The sequence below is a fragment of the Salinirubellus litoreus genome (genome assembly GCF_037335815.1).
Lineage (GTDB): Archaea > Halobacteriota > Halobacteria > Halobacteriales > Haloarculaceae > Salinirubellus > Salinirubellus litoreus.
Genome location: NZ_CP147841.1, coordinates 380,195 through 401,927 on the forward strand (window position 1 = coordinate 380,195; position 21,733 = coordinate 401,927).

Genomic DNA, 21,733 nt, shown 5'->3' on the forward strand with positions numbered 1-21,733 from the left:
CGGCGGGGGGCGAGAGGGCGACCGGGAACCCTACAGCCGCGAGAGGAGCACGTCCGAGTCCTCGATGGCCTCGATCACGTACTCCATGAACTCGGTCGCCGTGACCCCGTCGATCAGCCGGTGGTCGTAGGACAGCGTGAGCGGGAGGACCTTCCGGACCTCCATCTCGGTGTCGCTCACCGCCACCGGCTCGTTCTGGATGCGTCCGACGCCCATGATGGCGCTCTCGGGGTGCCGGATGATCGGCGTCCCGAAGGTGCCGTGCTCGGAGTGACTCCCCGTGTTCGTGATGGTGAACGTCCCGCCCCGGAGTTCGCTCACCTCGACGTCACGCTCGCGGGTCCGCTCGACCAGGTCCGCGAGCTCGGTACCGAGTTCCTCGAGGGACTTCTCGTCGACGTTCTCGACTACCGGGACCATCAGCCCCTCCCCGGTGTGTGTGGCGACGCCGAGGTTGTAGTAGCGCTTCTCGACGATCTCCTCCGATTCGTCGTCGATGCTGGCGTTGAGCAACGGGAACTCCTCCAGGGCGGGGACGACCGCCTTCATCACGAGCGCGGTGTAGGTGATACGGGCGTCGAGCTTCTCGTCGAGGCGCTCCTTCAGCGCGACGAGGTCGCGTGCGTCCGCCTCGTACCCCGAGGTGACGTGCGGGATCGTCTGTTTGGAACGGACCATGTTCTCCGCGACGGTCTTGCGGAGTCCCCGCAGCGGCCGACGGACGACCTCGCCGGACTCGTCGATCTCGACGGTTTCGGCGCTCGCTCCGGTCGAGGCTGCCGTCGATCCGGCACTGCTGGTGGCCGCGCTCTCCTCCGTCGCGGCGGATTTCGCCTCCGCCGCCGACCCGCGCTCCGCGTAGGCGTCGACGTCCTCGCGGAGCACCCGCCCGCCGGGGCCGCTCCCCTCGATAGCGGTGAGATCTACCCCCTTCTCGCGGGCGTACCGGCGGGTGCTCGGGGCGGCGAACGCCCGCTCGCCGTCGGTCGAGCCGTTCTCGGCCGACTCGTCGGCCTCGGGGGTGACCCGCGTGACGGCCGACCGGGCCTCGCCGTCCGCCTCGTCAACCCCGTCGCCGCCGGGAGCCGCCGATCCGGATTCGCCCACGTTCGCGGGTTCGGACTCGGGTTCGGCTTGGCCGTCGTCGGTCGCCGCGCCCGCCCCGCGGGGCGGGTCGTCGGTCTCGAACACGGCGATGATCTCGCCGACCCGGACGACGTCGCCCGGCTCGGCCCGGAGCTCGACGACCAGCCCCGGACAGGGGATCGGTATCTCGACGAGGGCCTTGTCGGTCTCGACCTCGCACAGCGGGCCGTCGTCGTCCACCTCCTGTCCTTTCTCGACGAACCACTCGTCGATCTCCGCCTCGGTCAACCCCTCGCCGGGGTCCGGCAGGGGAAACTCGTAGCGCTGTCGCTCAGAACTCATAGTCCATCACCGCCTCTATCGCGTACTGCGCCCGATCGGGGTCGGGCAGGTAGTCGTCCTCGATCACGTTCTTCGGGAAGTGCACGTCGTAGCCGGTCGCCCGCCGGATGGGTGCGTGGAGCCGGTCGAACGCGTACTCGTTCACCAGCGCCGCGATCTCGGCCCCGAGCCCGAGCGTCCGCCGGGCCTCGTGGAACACCACGCACCGGCCGGTCTTCTTCACCGATTCGAGCACCGTCTCGACGTCGAGCGGTGCCAGCGTCCGGAGGTCGATCACCTCCACGTCGGCGTCCACTCGGTCCGCGGCGGTCTCCGCGTGGCGGACCATCGCCCCCCACGAGACGACCGTCACGTCCTCGCCCTCGCGGGCGATTCGCGCCTCGTCCAGCGGGAGGGTGTACTCCTCCTCGGGGACGGGTTCGCGGTGGGTCCGGTAGAGCTTCTTGTGCTCCATGAACACCACGGGGTCGTCGTGGCGGATGCTCGCCGCCAGGAGCCCCTTCGCCTCGGCGGGGCCGCTCGGGTAGACCACGCGAACGCCGGGCGTGTGGACGAGGAACGACTCCGTGGACTCGGAGTGGTACTCGCTGGCCTTCACACCGCCCCCACAGACCATCCGTATCGTCAGGGGGACGTCGAAACCCCCGCCCGAGCGCTCGTGCATCTTCACGAACGTGTACATGAACTGGCCGAAGGCGGGGTAGAAGAACCCCATGAACTGTATCTCGGGGACGACGCGCTCGCCGCGCATCGCCATCCCCACCGCGGTCCCCAGAATAGCGTTCTCCGAGAGCGGCGTGTCGATGACGCGGTCCTCGCCGAACTCCTCGACGAGACCGTCGGTGGTCCGGTAGACGCCGCCGATGGGGCCGATGTCGTAGCCCATCAGCCGCACCGAGTCGTCGTTGCGCATCTCCTGACCGAGCGTCCGGTTGATGGTCTCGACCAGGTTGCGCTCGGTGGCCTCGTCCGCGTCGCCGGCCACCTCCGGGTCGCTCACTGGAACCCCTCCCCCGTCCAGTCGGTGAACGGGTTCTCGCCGTCGAGTTCGCGCCGGAGTTCCGCACGCTGGTGGCGCTCGTTCCAGGACTCCCCGCGGAGGTGGTTCGAGAACATCTCCTCGGGCTCCGAATCGGGGACCGACCGGGCCGAGGCGACGGCCGCGTCGATCATCTCGTCGAGTTCCTCCTCCATCTCCGCGACGTCGGCGTCGTCGATGACCTCCTCCGAGCGGAGGTAGGTCTCGAAGCGGTCGATCGGGTCGCGGTCGAGCCAGTACTCGCGCTGCTCCTCGTCGCGGTAGACGCTCGGCTCGTCGGCGGTGTTGTGCTCGACGATGCGGTACGTGACACACTCGATGAACGTCGGCCCCTCGCCGGCGCGGGCGCGGTCGACCGCCCGCTTGCAGGCGTCGTAGACGGCGAAGATGTCGTTGCCGTCGACCCGTTCGTTCGGGATGCCGTAGGCGTCGCCCTTCTGGGCGAACGTCTCGCTCGCGGTCTGTCGGTGCGCGGGGACCGAGATGGCCCACTGGTTGTTCTGACAGACGAACACCGCTGGAACGTCGAAGACGCCGGCGAAGTTGAGCGCCTCGTGGAAGTCGCCCTCGCTCGTCGAGCCGTCGCCGACGAACGTCAGCGACACCGTGTCGCGGTCGTTGAGCTTGTCGGCCAGCGCCGAACCCACCGTATTGGGAAGGTTCGCCCCCAGCGGGACGTAGACCGGCGAGAAGTTCACCGCGGGCTCCTCGCCCTCCTCGACCGGGAGGTGTTCGTCGATCGTCTCGGGTTCGAGCCCCATCGAACTGGCGAGCGAGCGGTCCATCCGCGCGCCCCAGTAGAACAGCCCGGGCGTCTGTCGGTAGAGCGGGAAGCACCAGTCGCCGGGCGAGAGCGCCGCGCACGCGCCCAGCGGGGTCGCCTCCTCGCCGCGCGAGCGCGAGATGATGCTCACCTCGCCGCTGCGCTGGAGCCGGAGCGCCCGGTCCTCGTACTTTCGGGTCTGCTTCATCGTCCAGTAGAGCGCCCGGAGCTCGTCCTCCCCGAGGTCCGGCGGCTCTCCGACGAGGCTCCCGTCGGGTGCCAGCACCCGATGGAAGTCCTCCGACACTCCCTCTTCGGACCAGAGTACCATATCACAGGCCCACGAGAGGGGGTGACTTAATGATACGCCAGCGGCGCAGTCGCCCGCTTTCGCCCACTGCTCCGACCGACGCCGGCTCCGGACGATCACCGTTCGAGCGGACTCACGCTTCCCACCGGAACGCCGCCGGCCGACGCCGTTCCCCAAGGGTATTTGGGTGACGGCGGCCTCGCGTCGGGTAATGGTATCGAGGAACGCGCAGGGACCGGACCCGGGGTCCGGACGGACGCACGACGGTGACGGAGGGTGTGAGCAGGGCTCGCCAGTGAGAGACGGCCCCGGGAGGCGACTCCCGACCCGCGAGAATCCGGGCGTGATCCGGTGATGTCGGGGCTGGTCGAGACCTTCGAGGCGTCGCTCGACGACCTCGACGTGACCCGGACGCGGACCGACCCCGACGGGCTCGACGACGCCCTCCGGGACGCGGTGGTCGAACCGGTCGTCGGCGCGCCGCTCCCGTTCGAGGAGCAGGGACTCTCGCTCCCCGACTGGGTCCCGGTCCACCCGACGGCCGACGAGCTGAACGAGGCCCGGACGGGCGTCACCGGGGCCGGCGGAGGCATCGCCGAGTACGGGACGCTCATCGTCCAGTCCCGGCCGGGCGGGGACGAACCGGTGAGCCTCTACCCCGAGCGACACGTCGCCGTCGTCCGCGCTACCGATCTGGTCCCCGGCGTCACCGAGGCGCTCGAGTTCCTGGGCGAGGAGTTCGCCACGGGGCGCGACTCGGCCGTGTTCGCCACCGGGATGAGCGCCACGGGCGACATGGGCGAGCTGGTCCGGGGGGTCCACGGCCCCCGGGAGGTCCACGTCGTCGTCGTCGAGACCGACTCCGAGTCCGGCGTCGGGAACCGAGCGGAGACCGAGGAGGTGGAGTCGTGAGCCGTTCGACCAGGCGGAAGGCCGCCGAGATCCGTCACCTCATGGAGACCGAGGGCGACGCGATGTACCACAACACGCGCGTCCTCAACGAGGGTCGCTACGAGGGGATCGAGGCGTTCGACGAGTACGAGGATCTCCGCGCCGAGGCCCGCTCGATAAAGGAGGCGGCCATCGCCGACCTCCCGAACCTGATCGAGCAGGTCAGGGAGAGCGTCGAGGCCAACGGCGGGAACGTCTACCTCGCCGAGGACGCCGCGGACGCCAACGCCTACATCGAGGAGGTGTGCGAGGGCCGGGACGCGGAGTCGGTCGTGAAGTCCAAATCGATGACGACCGAAGAGATCGAACTCAACGGCCACCTCGAATCCCTGGGTATCGACGTCTACGAGACGGACCTCGGGGAGTTCGTCATCCAGCTGGCCGACGAGGCACCGAGCCACATCGTGGCTCCCGGCTTTCACAAGTCCCGCGAGGAGATCGCGACCCTGCTCAACGAGACGTACGACCTCGAGGACCCCCTGGAGACCTCCCAGGAGATGACGTGGTTCGTCCGCGACGTCCTCGGCGAGCACATCCGTGACGCGGACGTCGGCGTGACGGGGGCGAACTTCGTCCTCGCCGAGTCGGGTACCGTGACGCTCGTCACGAACGAGGGGAACGCCCGGAAGACGGCGGTCACGCCGGACACCCACGTCGCCGTCGCGGGCGTCGAGAAGCTCATCCCCTCCACGGAGGAGCTCTCGCCGTTCGTCGAACTCATCGCCCGGGCGGCCACCGGCCAGTCGATCGCCCAGTACGTCACGATGCTCTCGCCGCCCACCGATTCCCCGACGCTCGACTTCGACGCGCCCGACGAGCCGATCGAGGGCGGGAGCGAGGACCGCGAGTTCCACCTCGTCCTGCTGGACAACGGCCGGACGGCGATGCGCGAGGACGACGAGCTGCGCGAGACGCTCTACTGCATCCGGTGTGGGGCCTGCTCGAACTCGTGTGCCAACTTCCAGCACGTCGGCGGCCACGGCTTCGGCGGCGAGACCTACTCCGGAGGTATCGGGACGGGGTGGGAGGCGGGCGTCCACGGCCTCGACTCCGCGGCGGAGTTCAACGACCTCTGCACCGGGTGTTCGCGCTGCGTGAACGCTTGCCCGGTGAAGATCGACATCCCCTGGATCAACACGGTCGTCCGCGAGCGGGTGAAACGGGGGACCGACCCCGACACGTTCGACCACCTGGTCGACGGTCTCACCCCCGACCAGGAGGAACCGGGATTCGACCTGCGCAACCGGTTCTTCGGAAACTTCGAGACCGCCGCCAAGGCGGGGAGCGCGCTCGCGCCCCTCTCGAACTGGGTGGCGAACTCGGGACCCGTGCGCGGGGCGATGGACCGCTGGCTCGGCATCGACCGCCGTCGCGACCTCCCCGAGTTCCGGCGCGAGACGCTCCGGAAGTGGTTCGAGGACCGCGAGGGCCCGACCCGCACCCGGGCGGGGACGGGCGTCGACCGCGAGGTCGTCCTCTACCCGGACGTCTACACGAACCACGTCCAGGTCGAGCGCGGGAAGGCTGCGGTCCGGGTCCTCGAAGCCCTGGGGGTCGACGTGCGGATCCCCGACGTGGGCGAGAGCGGACGAGCGCCGCTCTCACAGGGGATGGTCTCGACCGCGGAGCGATCCGCGAGGGACGCCTACGCCGCGCTCTCCGGGCACCTCTACGCCGGGCGGGACGTCGTCGTGGTCGAGCCGTCCGACCTCGCCATGTTCCGCCGAGAGTACGAGAAGTTCCTCTCCGACGGGTCGTACGAGCGGCTCGCGGCGAACAGCTACGAGGTGATGGAGTACGTCTACGGCCTGCTGGAGAACGGGGCCGACGCCGACGCGCTCGCCGCGGGCGACGGCGAGCGGCTCGCCTACCACAGCCACTGCCAGCAGCGGACCCTCGGGCTCGAGACCTACACCGAGGCCGTGCTGGAGGGCCTCGACTACGACGTCACCACCTCTGACGCCGAGTGCTGCGGGATGGCCGGCTCGTTCGGCTACAAGTCCGAGTACTACGAGCTCTCGGCGAGCGTCGGCGAGTCGCTCCTCGCGGAGTTCGACACCCAGGGGCGGTGGGTCGTCGCCAGCGGGACCTCCTGTCTCGAACAGCTGGAGGGCCTGCTCGACCGCCCGACGGCACACCCGATCCAGGTCGTCGATCCCGTCCGGACGGGGCCGTAGGGTAGTCCGTGCCCCGGCCCGCGACCCCCACGCGGGGTTCGGGCTCACGCGCGTCTCGCCGAGCCGGAACCGGGGCGACCCCAAAGCGACATACCGGCCCGGGGAGAGGGGGCAGTCATGACCGAACTCGACGGCGAGGTGATCGTGGTGACGGGCGCGAACCGCGGGCTGGGCCGGGAGATGAGCCTGCGGTTCGCCCGGGAGGGCGCTCGGGTGGTGCTGGTCGGCCGCACGGAGTCCGAACTCGAAGCGGTGGCCGACGAGGCCGAGGAGGAGGCGGGGACGGGCGAAAGCGGGGGCGAGACGCTGGTCGTGCCCGCCGACGTGACCGAAAGTGCCGAGGTCGAGGGGGTCGTCGAATCGACGCTCGACGCCTTCGGTCGGCTCGACACGCTGGTGAACAACGCCGGGATCGGGCTGCTGAGCATCGAGGACGGCGGCCGGCCGACCCACGAGGTGCCCGAGGAGCGGTGGCGAGAGATCCTCGACGTGAACCTCACGGGCGTCTTCCTCTGCTCGCGGGCGGCCCTGCCGGCGATGCTCGACGCGGGTCGCGGGAACGTGATCAACATCTCCTCGGGACTCGGTCGGTACGCGGCACCGGGCTACGCCCCCTACAACGCCTCGAAGCACGGCCTCGAGGGGCTGACGAAGACGATGGCACTGGACTACGAGGACGAGGGCGTCAACGTGAACGCGCTCGACCCGGGCGGGCGCGTGGACACCGCGTTCTGGGACCACCTCCCGGACGAGGAGCGGGCGGAGATCCTCCAGCCCGACGTGATGAACGACGCCGCGGTCGTGCTCGCCGCGCAGGGTCCGGGGGGCGTGACGGGCGAGTCGATGAACGCCGCGGACTGGGAGGAACGGCTGGGTTGAACGGAACGACTCCGCCGAGATCCTCAGCGCCCGACGGATGGCCCCTGCTGCGTACAGAGCGCGAGTTCAGCAGGTGTCTGCGGGTCTCGATCAGGGGACCTGCGGGGCTGGTTCGACGATCACAACGGTCGGCTCGCCTCGCAGCTGTCTCGAATGGTTTAGTAGGTGGGACGAAATGCGGAGGTATGAACGCACGACAAACGAGCGGTTCCGGCTTCCAGCCCTCCAGATGGTAAACGTCGCGCTCTCGCTAGCGCAGGTGGCCGTTGCGCTGGCTCTCGTGGCACTCAACGGCTTCTTCGTCGCTGCGGAGTTCGCCTTCGTACGGATACGGGAGACGTCGGTCGAACAGCTCGCCGAGGAGGGACGCCCCGGCGCGGGAACGCTCCGAGAAGTAATGGTGAATCTCGACGACTATCTCGCGACGACGCAGCTCGGCATCACCATCGCCTCGCTCGGGTTGGGGTGGGTCGGCGAACCAGCCGTGGCGTCGCTCATCGAGCCCGTGCTGGCACCGATTCTCCCCGCCGGTCTCATCCATCTGGTCGCCTTCGCGATCGGGTTCAGTTTCATCACGTTCCTCCACGTCGTCTTCGGTGAACTCGCGCCGAAGACGCTCGCGATCGCCCGGACCGAGCGACTCTCCCTGTTCCTCGCCCCGCCGATGAAGGTCTTCTATTACGTCCTCTACCCGGGAATCGTCGTCTTCAACGGGGCTGCCAACGCATTCACGCGAGCACTCGGCGTGCCACCCGCTTCCGAAACGGACGAGACGCTCGGCGAGCGGGAGCTCCTTCGGGTACTGACTCGATCCGGCGAGAAAGGGGACATCGACGTTGCGGAAGTGACGATGATCGAGCGGGTCTTCGATCTCGACGACATCGTGGTGAGGGAGGTCATGGTTCCACGGCCGGACGTGGTGAGCGTGTCGGCGGACGCCTCGCTCTCCGACCTCCAGGCCACCGTCCTCGAGGCAGGTCACACGCGCTATCCGGTTCTCGATGCCGACGACGGCGACCAGATAGTCGGCTTCGTCGACGTCAAGGACGTTCTCCGAGCCGAGGTGGAGGGCGGGGACGCCGAGTCGGTCGGCGACATCGCCCGCGAGATCGTCATCGCCCCCGAGACGATGGCACTGAGCGATCTCCTGAGACAGTTCAGGGAGGACCAACAGCAAGTGGCCGCAGTTATCGACGAGTGGGGGGCGTTCGAGGGGATCGCAACGGTTGAAGACGTCGTCGAGGCGCTCGTCGGGGACCTCCGGGACGAGTTCGATGTGGACGAGCGCGAACCCTCGATTCGCCGGCGTGACGATGACGGGTACGACATCGACGGCGGCGTCCCGTTGTCGAAGATCAACGATACGATCGGGACGAACTTCACCAGTGAGGAGGTCGAGACGATCGGTGGGCTGGTGCTCGAACGACTCAACCGTGCGCCAGAACGCGGCGACAGCGTCGAGGTCGACGAGTACGTCGTCGAGGTAACGAGCGTCGAGGGGGCCCGAATTTCGACGGTCCGAGTCCACGAGCGCGGGATGGACGATCCGGTGGTGGACTGATACGGTCGTGCGTAACGATTTACCGGTGATCGTCCAGGCGGGTTCGGTGATCACCGGTAAAAGACTACGCACGACCGTATGAGTGGGAGTGCGGAGCTGCCGGGTGGGGTCCGCTTGAGTTCTCTCCGTCGTCGGACTGGTGTTTCGCGAGGGTTCGACTCGAAGTCGCTCGCACCCGAAGCCACAATCGACGAGTCCTGTTTCCAGCGGCAGAACGCCGTCTGCCGGGATATGTAGTGGACTCGGTGCCGGATACGCGCCCCCTGTTCAGCACGATACCCGAAACCCGTCACTACTCGGAGCTCTCGACGAGGTCAGCGGAGCGGGTCTCGCTACCCGGGAGACCACCGCCGGGGACCGCGCTCGCGTGCTCCTCGTAGAGCCGCACCATCCGGCCGAAGAAGAGGAACATGAGCGCCATCGAGGCCGCGGTCCCGACGGCCGTCCGGACCGGCTGTCGCCGCACGGCCGCCCGGACGGCGTAGAGGTGGACCGCCGCGCCGACGCCGATCAGTCCGAGGTCGCGCGGCGAGGACGTGAGCACGCGTTCGAGCCAGACCCGCTCGCCGAGGACGACCCGCGTCGCCCACGCGTCGTCGGTCTCCGGCGGGGAGACGACGAGCAGGTTCGTCACCACGGAGACGAGCACGCCGACCAGCAGCGGCCGGCTCCGACGGTAGACCGCCAGGATCAGCACCGGGTAGGCCGCGACGAGCGGCCAGACGCTCCTCGGACTGGCGTGGGGCTCCCAGAAGATCTCGCTCGCGAGAGTCCCGCTCCGCGCACTACCGGTGCCGTCGGGTTCGTCCGCCATCGTCCCCCTGGACGCCCGTCGAGATCATAAATCGGCACCCACCGGTCCGCGCCGTCGACAGATCCGTGTCCGGCGGGAACGCGGACGGATGCCCTCCCCTCCGGCCCTCTCCCCCCTGGACCTGGAGGCCCGTATCGAATCACACGCGTCGGGACGGCCGGTTCCGTCGCTCGAACGACAGGGTAGAGTGGCTCCGGTCACTACGGGGTGGTATGGCAGACAGCGGGGGGTCCTCGGAGCCGTCGCGGATGCGCTATGACGTGTGGCGCTGTCCGGAGTGCGGCCACGAGCACCCCAAGAACAACCCGCCCTGCGACCGCTGTGGCGCGATGCGACTCGAACGGGTGGAGGTCACCGAGGACGACTTCGAGTCCGAGCTCGAGACCCCGAGCTTCCTCGACCTCGTGGCCGAGAACCCCCTTCCGGTGGTCGCCGCCGCGCTCGTCCTGTCGGTCGCCGCCGTCGCCGTGCTCGCCGGATCCGGCGTGTTCGTCCTGAGCGACCCGTTCGGGCTGGGCTACCGCTACGGCGCGGTCGACGCGATCGAGCCGAACGACGACGGGACGTTCACCGCCGGGGAGTTCCGCGCCGCGGTGGCCGAGGACTACCGGGTCGAGACGGTCCGCTACAGCGGCCGACAGCTCGAACTCGTCTACGAGACCGACGCCACCTCCAACGAGGCGTTCACCGGGGAGGTGGCGACCGTCGCCGAACTCTACGCCCGGTACGCGGCCTCGGGCGGGGAGGCCGAGCGGCTGCGCATCGTGGCGACCTCGGACGGGAACCGGGTGGGACGGCTCACCGTCGAATCGTCGTGGGGCCGCGAGTTCGCCAGCGGCGACATCTCCCGCGAGGCGTACCTCTCGCGCATCGCCGAAACGGCCGGGCGCTGATACGGTCGTGCGTAACGATGTACCGTCGATTACCCGGGCGAGGTCGGGGATCGCCGGTAACGGACTACGCACGACCGTATGAGCGACGCGTCAAGCTTTAATCGCCGTCCCGACGACCCACGAACATGGGTTCTCTCCAGTTCGACTTCGGCGGCGAGACGGTCGTCGTCACGGGTGCCAGTTCGGGGATCGGCCGGGCGGCCGCCCTGGCGTTCGGCGAGGCGGGCGCGACGGTCGTGAACGCCGACGTCGACCCCGACCCGCACGGCGTCGACGAGAACGTGCCGACCCACGAACTGATCGAGCAAGCGGGTGGCACGGCGGCCTACGTCGAGACGGACGTCTCGGAGCACGCTCAGCTGAGAGACCTCGTCGCCGAGGCCCGCGAGTACGGCGGCGTCGACGTGATGGTCAACAACGCGGGGCTCACGCTCGGCGACTCGCTGCGCGAGGCCGACCCGACCGACCTCGACCGGATGTACGGGGTGAACGTCCGCGGGACGTTCTTCGGGACGCAGGCCGCCGCCAACGACATGATCGAGCGCGGGGTCGAGGGGTGTATCGTCAACACCGCCTCGATCAGCTCGAACGTCGCCCAGTTCGGCCAGGCCGGCTACGACACGACGAAAGGGGCGATACGGATGATCACCCGCGGATCGGCGCTCGAACTCGCGGAGTACGGCATCCGCGTCAACGCGGTCGCCCCGGGACAGATCGCCACCGAGTTCACCGAGGGGTGGACCGAGGAGGCCAACCGCAAGGCCGAGGAGGACGACTTTCTCAAGCCGCTCCCGATGGGGCGAGCGGGCGTCCCCGAGGACGTCGCCCCGGCGATGCTCTACCTCGCCAGCGAGGGTGCCGGCTACACCACGGGCGAACTGCTCGCCGTCGACGGCGGCTGGCAGGTGCTCTGACGGGGTTCGCGGGAGCCACCGTCGCTCGGGGGAGCGCAGGGTCCCGGGCCGGGCGAGATCGCGGACGGACGACCCGGCGAACGGACATAGATATATCCGGCCCCGCGAGCGGGTAGTCGTATGCCACTCGACATCGACGCCGACCGGTTCCGCGAGACGTTCGAGGCCTACTCCGAGATCGGGGCGACCGAGGCTGGCGGGCTCCACCGCCTCGCGCTCACCGACGCCGACCACGAGGCGCGTGACCTCCTCGTCGAACACATGGAAGCGCTCGACCTCGACGTCCGCGTCGACGAACTCGGGAACACGTTCGGCCGGCGCGAGGGACGCGACCCCGACGCCGCGCCGGTCCTGATCGGATCGCACCTCGACTCACAGCCCTACGGGGGGCGCTACGACGGCCAGCTCGGCGTGCTCACGGCCCTCGAGACGCTCCGGACGTTCGAGGACGAGGGCGTGGAGACGGCTCGACCGGTCGAACTCGTCAACTGGACCAACGAGGAGGGATCGCGGTTCGAGCAGGCGATGCTCGGATCGGGCGTGGCCGCGGGGGCCGTCGACGCCGATCACGCCCGCTCGCTCGCCGACTCGGAGGGGCGGACGCTCGGCGAGGAGCTCGAACGGATCGGCTACGACGGCGACGCACCCGCGGGGATCGACGACGTGTACGCCTACCTCGAACTCCACGTCGAGCAGGGGCCGACGCTGGAGCAGAGCGGCTCCAGTATCGGCGTCGTCGACGGAGTGTTCGGGCTCAACTGGATGGCGGCCACGCTAGAGGGGCAGGCCAACCACGCCGGCCCGACCGCGATGCACGACCGCCGGGACGCGCTGGCGGCCGCGGTCGACGCCGCGAGCGAGATCAACGACCTCCCGAACCGGCTCTCCGAGGACGCCGTCGCCACGGTCGGCCGGATGGACGTCACGCCGAACTCGATCAACGTCATCCCCAGCGAGGTGACGTTCACGGTCGACGTCCGCTCGTACGACCCGGACGTGATCTCGCGTGCACCCGAAGCGGTCGAGTTCGAGGTGGCGAGCGCCGCCGAGCGCCACGGCGTCGAGTACGAATTCGAACGGCTGTGGTCGATCGACCCGCTGGAGTTCTCGCCGGTCGTCCGCGAGGCCGTCGCCGCGGGTGCCGAGGCCGCGGACGTACCGTACCAGCACATCGTCAGCGGGGCCGGACACGACGCGAACCACATGGCGTCGATCACCGAGTCGGGGATGGTGTTCGTCCCGAGCGTCGACGGTCTCACCCACAACGAGTCGGAGTTCACCGAGTGGGCGGACTGCGTGGCCGGCGCGCTGGCGTACGCGAACGCGACGCTCGAACTGGCGACGACGGAGGCGTAGCCACCCGAGCGGCCCCGAACCGACGTCAGCTACTGGAGGCCCCGAGGCGACCGCCCGTTGCGGGGGTCGGGGTGAGAGCGCCCTCGCTCTCGTCTACTGCCGTCCCGTTCGCGGCAGAGACGTTCACCCAGGTGTAGGTGTGGACGTGGGCGTTCTCGACGGTCGGCTCGGCGGGCGGCGAGCCGCGATAGAGGAGGTAGGTGAGCCGGAGTCGTTCACCCGTCATCGTCGGGGTGAGGGTGTGATTGTGTCGCCAGGTCTCCCCGTCGGCCAGTCGGGGGGTGAACCGACGGATCTCCTCGCGCTCTCGCACCTCGACGCTGTCGTTGGTCACGGTGACGCGCTGGAGCCGGACGAGGACGGTGTAGGAGACGGTCTCGCCCTCCCGGTTCGTGATCTCGACGTACTGCGAGCGCGGCTCGCCCGCCGTGAACCGCGTCGGGTAGCCGGCGGCGACGAGGTCGCCGTCGGCGTCCTCGGCGAGGAGGCCGAACTCGGTGAACCGCTCCTGGTTGCCCGGAACCGCCGTCGCGTAGGCCGCCCCGCCGAGGGAGACGACCAGCGCGACGGCGAGAATCGCGTTCAGCGCCGCGCCACCGCGCGTCTCCGGATCGACCAGCGCAGTCCGCGCCGTCGAGGCCCAGGCCCGGACGGGAACCGCGAACCGCTCGTCCGGCGGGAGCGAGCGGCGGCGAACGGCGGCTGCGGCGATCAGGAGGACCGAGACGCCGGCCAGCGTCACCACCGCGCTCGTCTCGCCGAGGCCGACAGTGAGGCTCAGCACACCGCCGATCACCGCCGCCAGGACCACACTCGAGAGCACGCCGAGCGCCGTCCGGGCGACCCCGCCCGGGGCGTCCCGGTCCGTCGCCGCGCTATCGTTCTCGCGGTCTGCGGCCGCGCGACCGGGAAGCAGCGCGGCGACGAGCGCGTATCCGGGGACCAGGAGGACGAACGCGAATCCGAGGGCGGCCCGGAGCGGCGTCCCGGCGAGGAACGGGAGGAGTACCGTGGAGGTGGCCGCGACCGTCAGTGCGAGGGCGGCCACGAGGTCGGCGTCCGTCCCCACGCCGCCGCTCCCGGGGACCTGCGATTCGACCATCAGGAGCCCGCAGGGGAGTGACGGGTAAAAACCGGTCGGTCGCTACGAACCGCCGATGTCCGTCCCCGCGTCGGTCGCTCCACCCGCCACCCGATCGTCGCGGCCGCTATCGCCGCCCGCCTCGTTCCCGAGGACCGTCTCGACGTCGGCCAGCGACGCGGCCGCGACCGACTGCGAGGCCTCCTCCCCCGCGAACGCGACCCGCTCGAACCGCTCGGTCAGCCGCCGAACCGCGTCGAGGCGTTCGGGGTCCACCCCGTCGGTCGCACACGTGCCGTAGAACTCCCAGTGGGTCGCGTCGGGTCGGGCCCCGACCTGGCCGGCGAGCGCGCGCCTGACCGTCCGGTAGCCGGCCGTGGTCGCGAGGTCGTAGTCGCCGGACCCCATCGCCGCGCGGATCGTCGCCAGCGCCGCCGGGACGTCGACGGTCGGCTCCTCACCCCCGCCCGCCCCGTGTTCGCGGGGGGCGGGCCGGTCCTCGTCGACGCCCCGCCGCCGGACGAGGGCCACGGCACCCCCGGCGACCACGAAGAGGAGCACGGCGAGGGCGAGCGCGAGGAGAGGACCGTCGAAGGGGAGGTCGGGTCCCGCGTCGGCCGCCGCGAGCGTCACCGTCAGAACGGTCTCGGTCGAGCCGAGGTTCCGTCCCGATCCGTCGTAGACCAGCCCGAGATCCCGTTCACCCGTCCCCTCGGCCGGCAGGACCTCGGCCGGGACGGAGAGGTTCGCCTCGAACGACCCGTTCTCGTCAGAGCGGAGCAGTCCCAGCGAGCGTCCCGCGAGGGTGGCCCGGATCGGCTGGCGGGCGAGCGGGCGGCCGTCGGCGGTCGTGAGCGTCCCCTCGACCGTGATGCGCCCCTCCGTGGGCATCCGGGCGGTCGCGTCGATCGTCGTTTCCGTCTCTCGGACGTCGATTTCGACGATCTCGGTGGTCGGGGCGATGGCGCGGTCGACCGCCTCGAACCCGACGACGAGCTGCCGGTCGCCGGTCCGGACGGCCGCGGGGAGCCGGCCGTCGGGGACGGCCGTCCCGTCGCTCCCGGTCCGGCCCGAGCCGATCCGGAACTCGCCGATCCTGGTGGCGACCGGGAGGTTCGCGACGGTGACCCGTTCTCCGGTTTCGTTGGCGGCGGTGACCAGTACCCGCACGCGGAGCCGGTCACCGTAGGCCGTCTCCCCGGGTGCCGCAAGCACCGTCAGGTTCGCCGGGACCTGCTCGACCCGTGTCCTCACCGTCCCGTTCGAGGGGAGGTACGCGGACTCACCGTCCGGGAACAGCCGGACGACGAAGGGAACGGAGCCCACGGGGGTCGTCACCGGGCGGTAGCTGAGCCGGTAGTGGCCAGTGGCGTTCGTCCGCGTGCGGGTCCGGACGCGCTCCGTCGTGTTCCGGCCTCGAATCCTGGTGAGCCCGACGCTCGCGTTCGGGATGGCCGTCCCGTTCGCCGCCGTCACCCGCCCGGTCACCACCAGTGGGTCGAGGAACGACGCGGCGGAACCGTTCACCCTCGCGGTCGTTTCCGTCCCGACGAACAGGTCCCGCTCGATCCCCTCGACCGTCCGCGTCACGTTCGCCGTCGTCTCGTTCACCGCCCGGCTGGCAGGGGCGACGTCGGTGCCGGCCCGGGTCACGTTACCGAGCGACCGGGTGAGGTTTCCGCCGGTCCGGTCGGCCCGTTCGGACAGGGTCCGGAGTTCGCGGGCCGCCCGGCGGGCCCGCTCTGTGTCCCCGTTCGCCCGGGCCTCGCGGTACGTCTCGTAGGTCTCGCGGAACCGCCGGACGGTCCGGGCGTACTCCCGGCTCTCGTTGCGGGCGCGCCGGAACGAGCGGACGTTCGCGTCGTCGCGACCATCCTCCGTCTCGCGCGACAGTTCCGCGTACTTCGAGAGCGAGTCCCGGTAGCTCCCGTTCAGCCCCTCGCAGGGATCGAACCCGCCGACGCTGACCGCCCGCGAGCAGTCGACGATCACTCGACCCATCTCCCCGGCGAGGTGCGCCTGGACGGCCGCGATGTCGCCCGGCTCGTCGCCGGCCTCGGGGTTCCGGTGTCTGATCGTCGTGTTGTTCCCCGCCGAGACGACCCCGACGCTACCCACCACGAGGGTCGGGTCGGAGTCGCCGATCGCCTCGACGGTCCCCCCGGCGAGGACCGGCGAGGCCACCGCTCCGAGGAGGAGAATAGAGCAGGCGAGGACGACGGCGGACCGACGCGCGGACACGATTCGATCGAGAGTGCGCCGCGGCGGGCTAAAGCCTGTCCCTCCGGGGCGAACGAAAGCTTTGATTCCGGGGCGGGCGTTCGCGGGGTAGATGTATCCCACGCGCCGGGCCACGACGGTCGGCGGTGCGGCGGTCGCACTGGCCGGTCTCGCGCTCCTGCTCGCCCGGCCGCTCCTGCTCTACCCGGCGGCCGGCCTCCTCGCGTGGCTCATCGTCGCGAGCGCGACGGTCCTCCAGGAGACGCGGGCCGTGGAACGGACGGTGTCGGTCGACGAGCAGGTCGACCCCGCGACGGTCGTCACGGACGAGCCCGCGACGGTCACGCTCCGCGCGAGGCTCGTCGAGCCCTCGCGGCTCTCGCTACGTGTGGGTTCGACCCCGCCGGTCGCGGCGCGGGCCGAGGGGTCACGAACGGTCTCCGTCCCGGCGGGCGAGACGGCGGCGACCACGGCGTTCACGCTCCGGGTCGGCGTCGCCGGGCGTCACGGGTTCGGCCGCCCGACCGTCGAGGCGACGGGCCCGCGCGGGTGGTTCGGGACCGCTCGCTCGCTGGAGCCGGGGGCGACTCTGACGGCCGACCCCCGAACCCCACGGAACGTCCACGTGGGAACCGGCGGGGAGGAGGTGGCGACGGCGTTCGGCGAGCACGAGGCCGGTCGGCTCGGCTCGGGGCTCGACCCCGCCGAACTCCGCGAGTACCACCCCGGAGACGCCGCCGACCGCATCGACTGGAAGGCGACCGCCCGGCTCTCGGCACCCTACGTCCGTGAGTTCGAGGCCGAGACCGACCGCCGGACCGCGCTGGTAGTCGATCATCGTTCAACGATGGCGACCGGCCGCGAGGGCGAACGGAAGCTCGACTTCGCCCGCGAGGTCGCGCTGGCGTTCCTCGCCAGCGCGCGGGCGCTCAACGACCCGCTCGGCTGCTACGCCGTCGGCGACGGCGGGGCGACCGCCGTCCACCCCCCGGACACGACCGCCCGGACGTACAACGCCGTCCGGGGGACGCTGGAGGGGCTCGAGCCGACGTCCCCCGAGGACGGGAACGGGGACGGGGAGAGAGCCGATACCGAGTCCCCGGGAGGAAGCGGTCGCGTGGGTGGCCGCTCGCCGGCGGACGCGCGGCGGGCGGCGGCGGCGCTCGCCGACGACGACTCGGCGTTCGGCCGCCGGCTCGGGCCGCTGTTCGAGGCGGGCGATCCCTACGTCGATCGGGTCGTCGGCGACCCCGTGTTCGCGACGGCGCGGACGCGGCTCGCCCGCCTCCGCGGGACGACCTGGACCGTCCTCCTGACCGACGACACCCACCCGACCGAGACCCGCCAGACGGCGCGGCTCGCCAGCCGAGGGAGCGGCCGGTGTCTCGTCTTCCTCTGCCCGACCGTGCTGTTCGAGCCCGGGGGGCTCGCCGACCTGGAGGGGGCGTACGGTCGCTACCTCGAGTTCGAGGAGTTCCGGCGAGGGCTCGACGCGCTCGATCGCGTTCGCGCGTTCGAGGTGGCCCCCGGCGACCGCATCGGCGCGCTCCTGGCCGACCGTCGACGCCGCGGGACCGGCACCCGGGCGGGGGTGTCGCGGTGAGCGACGACACCCCGAGCGACGACGCGCGGGTGGGCGGCGGGCGGGCGCTCGGTGCCGGCCTCGTGGGGTTCGTCACCGTCCACCTCCTCGCGCTGCTCGTCGTCGGCGAGCCGTCGCTCCCGTCGTTACTCGGGATCGAGGCCGTCGCCGTCGGCCTGCTCCTGGTGGGTGACGCCCTGGCGACCGACGCGCGGGCGACGCTACCCGTCGCCGTCGGCGTCGGCGTCGCGCTCGGCGCGGTCAGGCTCGCGCTCGATCCGGCGGGGATGCCGCCGTGGGTCGTCGCCGTCGGGCTCCTGGTAGTCGCCGGCACCGTGCTCTACACCGTCCACCGCTACGATCGGTTCCTCGCCGGGGGTGAGCCCGCGTGAGCCGCGGGGCGGGGCGGGCCGACGGGGACGGGGAGGCAGTCGGCGAGACGAACGGGTCGACCGACCGGGAGGAGCTCGCGGCCCAGGTCGAACTGCTCCGCGAGGAGAACCGTCGCATCCGGGCCGAGTACGCCAGATCACGCCGATCGAGCTACCGGCGGACCGCGCTCGGGCTGGCCGTCGTCGGGCTGCTCGCGGGGGCCGGGGGCTGGCTCTTTCCCGGGAGCCGCGAGACGCTGTTCGTCCTCGCCGCAACCGGGCTCTTCGGGGCCGTCTTCACCTACTACCTCACGCCCGAGCGGTTCGTCGCGGCGGCCGTCGGCGAGGCGGCCGCCCGGACGCACGCCGACGGGCTCGCGGCCCTCGCCGAGGACGTCGGGCTGAGCGACGAGCGTATCTACGTTCGGGGAGCGGACGACCGGATCAGGCTGTTCGTCCCCCAGCGGTCGGCGTTCACGGTGCCGTCCGATCCGTCGCCCGGGTTCCTCGTGAGCGACGACCCCGCCGAGCGGGGGCTCGTCGTCGACGCGACGGGCGAGGCACTCTTCGGCGAGTTCGAGCGGACGCTCGACGGTCCGCTCGGCGAGGACCTCCCGACGGCGGGCGACCAGCTCGCGGCCGGGCTCGCCGACGGGTTCGAACTCGTCGACCGGGCGACGCCGGAGGTCGACGGCCGGGCGCTCAGGATGGGCGTCACGGGGAGCGCGCTCGGCCCCGTCGACGGGTTCGACCACCCGGTCGCCTCCTTCGTGGCGACGGGGGCCGCGCGGGTGCTCGACGAGCCGGTCTCCGTACGTGTCGTCTCGGGCGACGACCGACACGACGCCGTCGTCGTGATCGAGCCCGTCGGCGAGCGGGAGTGAGCGCGCCGGTCGCTCGCGATTACTCCTCGACCGGGTCGCCGCCGTCGCCGACCGCCTCGGCACCCGCTTCGGTACCGGTCTCGGGCTCCTCGCCGCCCGGCGGGGTGACCGAGCCGACGACCGACTGGACCACCTCCGAGGGGGTGACGTCCCCGAGCTCGGCGTCGGTGGAGAGGACGAGCCGGTGGGCGAGCACGGGCTCGGCGAGTAGCTTCACGTCGTCGGGGATGACGTACTGGCGCCCCTCGACGGCGGCGTGGGCCTTCGAGGCGTTCAGGAAGGCGATGCCCGCACGCGGGGACGCCCCGTGTTCGGTGTCGGGGGACTCGCGGGTCGCGGCCACGAGGTCGAGGATGTACCCCTTGACGGCGTCGCTGACGTAGGTCCCCCGGGCGGTCTCGCGGGCCGCGACGATCTCCTCGGGCGTGACGACCTGCTCGACGTCCTCCGGGCCGAGGTCGGGGTCGGCGTCGAAGCGGTTCAGTAGCTCCCACTCGGTGTCCCTGTCGGGCAGGCCGACGACGAACCGGAACTGGAAGCGGTCGCGCTGTGCCTCCGGGAGCTCGAAGGTGCCGTCCATCTCGATGGGGTTCTGCGTGGCGATGACCGCGAACGGATCGGGCAGCTCGTGGGTGTCTCCCTCGATAGTCACCCGGCGCTCCTGCATCGCCTCCAAGAGGGCGGACTGGGTCTTCGGCGTCGCCCGGTTGATCTCGTCGGCGACGACCACGTTCGAGAAGACGGGCCCCTTCTGGAGATCGAACTCGCCGGTCGCCTCGCGGTAGACGTGGGTCCCCGTCACGTCCGCGGGCAGCACGTCGGGGGTCATCTGGATGCGCTTGTAGTCGAGGCCGGTCGCCCGCGCGAACAGGTTCGCCATCGTGGTCTTCGCGACCCCGGGGACCCCCTCCAGGAGGACGTGGCTCCGCGTGAGCAGCGCGACGGTCAGCCCGTCGATCACGTCCTCGTTCCCGATAAGCACCTTCCCGATCTCCTCGCGCACGGCGCGTGCGACCGCCTCGGGATCACTCATCCTCTCGGCGTTCGGCACCGTCCGGTAAAACACCTTGCGCCACGCGGCGGACGCGGTCCTCCTCCCAGTCGGGGTGGCGTCGGCGGAGGTACGCGACCAGCGCGTCGACCGCGACGTCTCCGGAGGGAGCCGGGCGGTCGGCCCCGCGGCGGCCGCCCCACGGGAGGCTCCCGGGGACGAGCGATCGGAGGCGACGGGTCCACCCGGCCCCCCACGCGCCGACGAGCGAGAGGACGACGACCGCGAGGCCGAACCCCAGGAGCGGGGAGGATCGGACGGCGACGAGCGCGGCCGACAGCGGTGGTACCGTCGAGTGCGAGGCGTCGACGAGGACGCGCTCGCCGCTCCCGAGGAGGTTCAGCGCGAACCGGCGGTTCCCCTCGCGTTCGAGCATCGCGTTGAGGAAGACGCTGGCGTCGGAGACGGCGACAACCCGGCCCTCGCCGACGGGTTCGACCGCGACCACGGGACGGGCACCGAGCGACTCGTTGCCGCCGAGCGAACCGTCGCCGTCCGCGTCGAGGTAGGCGAACGGCGAACTCCTGACGAGCACGGTCGCGTTCGGCCCCGGTTCGAGCGCCGTGCCGTAGTTCAGCGTGAGCGCCGAGACCTCCTCCGTGTAGGGAGTCTCGCTCCGGTTCGTCACCCCCGTCGCGACCGGCATCGCCGGCGAGCGCCACTCCGAGCGCTCGTCGCGGAGGAGCGTCCCGTCGAAGCCGGTCCCCGCACCGACCGCGTCGAGGAACGGGTCGGCGTTCGACCCGAAGTCCTCGGCGACGACGAGCGTCCCGCCGTCCCTGACGAACGCGCGGACGCGGGCCGCCTCGCGATCCGTGTACGCCCGGTCCGGCGAGAGCACGACCGCGACCGTCGTCCCCGGGTCGACGGTCGCGTACCGGCTGGTGTTGACGGCGACCCCGTGTTCGGTGCCGGCCTCCTCGGCGAGTCCACGGAGCTCCGAGGTCCCCTCCCAGCCGGGGTTGAAGGCTCCGAACGCCGCCGCCGAGGTGGTGCCCGCGACGACCAGCCCGACGAGCACCGCGAGCGAGAGGCCGACGAGGAGGAGCCGTGGGTAGTCGAGGTCGAAGTCGGGGGCAGGGGTAGGAGAGGAGCTCACAGCAGCCCCCGCGGGAGGCTCCCCGCGAGTCGCCGGAGGACCACGACGGCGAAGACGACCAGCCCGGCGTACGCCAGCCACCGGAGCCGTCGCCGCCACCGGGGGGTGGTGGCCGCCGGCTCGGTCGCGGTCGCGAGGACGAGCAGTCCGACGAGCGACGCGAGGAAGAACAGGCCGTAGTCGAGCGCCCCGACGAGCGAGAGCAGGAGGGCGGCCCCGAGCATCCACGCGACCTGCACGCGGACGAACCGGAGACGCCGTTGGCCCGTCACGGGAACCCCCTCGGGAGGGACGTACATGTCTCTGACGGACGGCACTCCCCGACGACGGAACCAGTGGACCTATGCGTCGACTGGTAGT

Annotated in this window: 19 protein-coding genes; 10 read left to right on the plus strand and 9 right to left on the minus strand. The window is 71.0% G+C overall.

Annotated elements, in window-relative coordinates:
• Positions 1-30 precede the first annotated feature (30 nt).
• Genes WDJ58_RS01975 through WDJ58_RS01985 form a run of 3 tightly spaced genes read right to left on the minus strand, consistent with a single transcriptional unit; the run spans position 31 to position 3,561 of the window.
• A complete protein-coding gene (locus WDJ58_RS01975; protein ID WP_338915947.1) occupies positions 31-1,428 on the minus strand; it encodes a dihydrolipoamide acetyltransferase family protein in 1,398 nt (465 codons plus the stop codon).
• Positions 1,418-2,428: an alpha-ketoacid dehydrogenase subunit beta gene (locus WDJ58_RS01980; RefSeq protein WP_338915948.1), complete on the minus strand. Its 1,011-nt coding sequence runs from the start codon at positions 2,426-2,428 to the stop codon at positions 1,418-1,420. Before WDJ58_RS01980 ends, WDJ58_RS01975 begins: the two co-directional genes overlap by 11 nt.
• Entirely contained in the window at positions 2,425-3,561 is a 1,137-nt protein-coding gene (locus WDJ58_RS01985) for a thiamine pyrophosphate-dependent dehydrogenase E1 component subunit alpha (protein ID WP_338915949.1), read from the minus strand. The genes WDJ58_RS01980 and WDJ58_RS01985 overlap by 4 nt, the downstream gene beginning before the upstream one ends.
• A gap of 333 nt (positions 3,562-3,894) precedes the next feature.
• On the opposite strand from WDJ58_RS01985, the gene WDJ58_RS01990 reads away from it, so the two are divergent.
• The 4 genes from WDJ58_RS01990 (at position 3,895) to WDJ58_RS02005 (ending at position 9,108) form a co-directional block, all read left to right on the plus strand.
• A complete protein-coding gene (locus tag WDJ58_RS01990; protein WP_338915950.1) occupies positions 3,895-4,452 on the plus strand; it encodes an LUD domain-containing protein in 558 nt (185 codons plus the stop codon).
• Positions 4,449-6,668 (plus strand): LUD domain-containing protein, encoded by a 2,220-nt coding sequence (locus tag WDJ58_RS01995; RefSeq protein ID WP_338915951.1) that lies wholly within the window; start codon positions 4,449-4,451, stop codon positions 6,666-6,668. Before WDJ58_RS01990 ends, WDJ58_RS01995 begins: the two co-directional genes overlap by 4 nt.
• Before the next feature lie 117 nt (positions 6,669-6,785).
• Positions 6,786-7,547, plus strand: coding sequence for an SDR family NAD(P)-dependent oxidoreductase (locus tag WDJ58_RS02000; RefSeq protein WP_338915952.1), 762 nt, complete (start codon positions 6,786-6,788; stop codon positions 7,545-7,547).
• A 229-nt stretch (positions 7,548-7,776) separates the two neighbouring features.
• A complete protein-coding gene (locus WDJ58_RS02005) occupies positions 7,777-9,108 on the plus strand; it encodes a hemolysin family protein (protein ID WP_338915953.1) in 1,332 nt (443 codons plus the stop codon).
• A gap of 292 nt (positions 9,109-9,400) precedes the next feature.
• Here the strand turns inward: WDJ58_RS02005 and WDJ58_RS02010 are convergent, their stop codons facing one another.
• Positions 9,401-9,922 (minus strand): DUF6653 family protein, encoded by a 522-nt coding sequence (locus WDJ58_RS02010; RefSeq protein WP_338915954.1) that lies wholly within the window; start codon positions 9,920-9,922, stop codon positions 9,401-9,403.
• A 212-nt stretch (positions 9,923-10,134) separates the two neighbouring features.
• Here WDJ58_RS02010 and WDJ58_RS02015 point away from each other — a divergent pair, with 212 nt between their 5' ends.
• The 3 genes from WDJ58_RS02015 to WDJ58_RS02025 all read left to right on the plus strand — a co-directional run bounded on the left by WDJ58_RS02015 (position 10,135) and on the right by WDJ58_RS02025 (position 13,085).
• Positions 10,135-10,815 (plus strand): zinc ribbon domain-containing protein, encoded by a 681-nt coding sequence (locus WDJ58_RS02015; RefSeq protein ID WP_338915955.1) that lies wholly within the window; start codon positions 10,135-10,137, stop codon positions 10,813-10,815.
• 125 nt (positions 10,816-10,940) lie between these two features.
• Entirely contained in the window at positions 10,941-11,729 is a 789-nt protein-coding gene (locus tag WDJ58_RS02020) for an SDR family NAD(P)-dependent oxidoreductase (protein WP_338915956.1), read from the plus strand.
• A gap of 120 nt (positions 11,730-11,849) precedes the next feature.
• On the plus strand, positions 11,850-13,085 hold the full coding sequence (locus tag WDJ58_RS02025; protein WP_338915957.1) for a Zn-dependent hydrolase: 1,236 nt from the start codon (positions 11,850-11,852) through the stop codon (positions 13,083-13,085).
• A gap of 25 nt (positions 13,086-13,110) precedes the next feature.
• Here the strand turns inward: WDJ58_RS02025 and WDJ58_RS02030 are convergent, their stop codons facing one another.
• Both WDJ58_RS02030 and WDJ58_RS02035 read right to left on the minus strand, forming a co-directional pair.
• Positions 13,111-14,187 (minus strand): DUF1616 domain-containing protein, encoded by a 1,077-nt coding sequence (locus WDJ58_RS02030; protein ID WP_338915958.1) that lies wholly within the window; start codon positions 14,185-14,187, stop codon positions 13,111-13,113.
• Between the two features lie 42 nt (positions 14,188-14,229).
• On the minus strand, positions 14,230-16,407 hold the full coding sequence (locus WDJ58_RS02035; RefSeq protein ID WP_338915959.1) for a hypothetical protein: 2,178 nt from the start codon (positions 16,405-16,407) through the stop codon (positions 14,230-14,232).
• Positions 16,408-16,498: 91 nt separating this feature from the next.
• Here WDJ58_RS02035 and WDJ58_RS02040 point away from each other — a divergent pair, with 91 nt between their 5' ends.
• From WDJ58_RS02040 to WDJ58_RS02050, 3 genes are read left to right on the plus strand one after another with little or no spacing between them, the layout of a single operon-like run.
• Positions 16,499-17,989 (plus strand): DUF58 domain-containing protein, encoded by a 1,491-nt coding sequence (locus tag WDJ58_RS02040; protein ID WP_338915960.1) that lies wholly within the window; start codon positions 16,499-16,501, stop codon positions 17,987-17,989.
• A complete protein-coding gene (locus WDJ58_RS02045) occupies positions 17,986-18,360 on the plus strand; it encodes a hypothetical protein (RefSeq protein ID WP_338915961.1) in 375 nt (124 codons plus the stop codon). The genes WDJ58_RS02040 and WDJ58_RS02045 overlap by 4 nt, the downstream gene beginning before the upstream one ends.
• Positions 18,357-19,223 carry a hypothetical protein gene (locus WDJ58_RS02050; RefSeq protein ID WP_338915962.1) on the plus strand — a complete coding sequence of 289 codons (867 nt, stop codon included), beginning with the start codon at positions 18,357-18,359 and terminating at the stop codon, positions 19,221-19,223. The genes WDJ58_RS02045 and WDJ58_RS02050 overlap by 4 nt, the downstream gene beginning before the upstream one ends.
• Positions 19,224-19,242: 19 nt before the next feature.
• On the opposite strand, the gene WDJ58_RS02055 is transcribed toward WDJ58_RS02050, so the two are convergent.
• The 3 genes from WDJ58_RS02055 to WDJ58_RS02065 are packed head-to-tail and all read right to left on the minus strand — an operon-like array spanning position 19,243 to position 21,645.
• Positions 19,243-20,256, minus strand: a complete 1,014-nt coding sequence (locus tag WDJ58_RS02055; RefSeq protein WP_338915963.1) for an AAA family ATPase — start codon at positions 20,254-20,256, stop codon at positions 19,243-19,245.
• Positions 20,249-21,373, minus strand: a complete 1,125-nt coding sequence (locus WDJ58_RS02060; RefSeq protein WP_338915964.1) for a DUF4350 domain-containing protein — start codon at positions 21,371-21,373, stop codon at positions 20,249-20,251. The genes WDJ58_RS02055 and WDJ58_RS02060 overlap by 8 nt, the downstream gene beginning before the upstream one ends.
• Positions 21,370-21,645 (minus strand): hypothetical protein, encoded by a 276-nt coding sequence (locus tag WDJ58_RS02065; RefSeq protein WP_338915965.1) that lies wholly within the window; start codon positions 21,643-21,645, stop codon positions 21,370-21,372. Before WDJ58_RS02065 ends, WDJ58_RS02060 begins: the two co-directional genes overlap by 4 nt.
• Between the last annotated feature and the right edge of the window lie 88 nt (positions 21,646-21,733).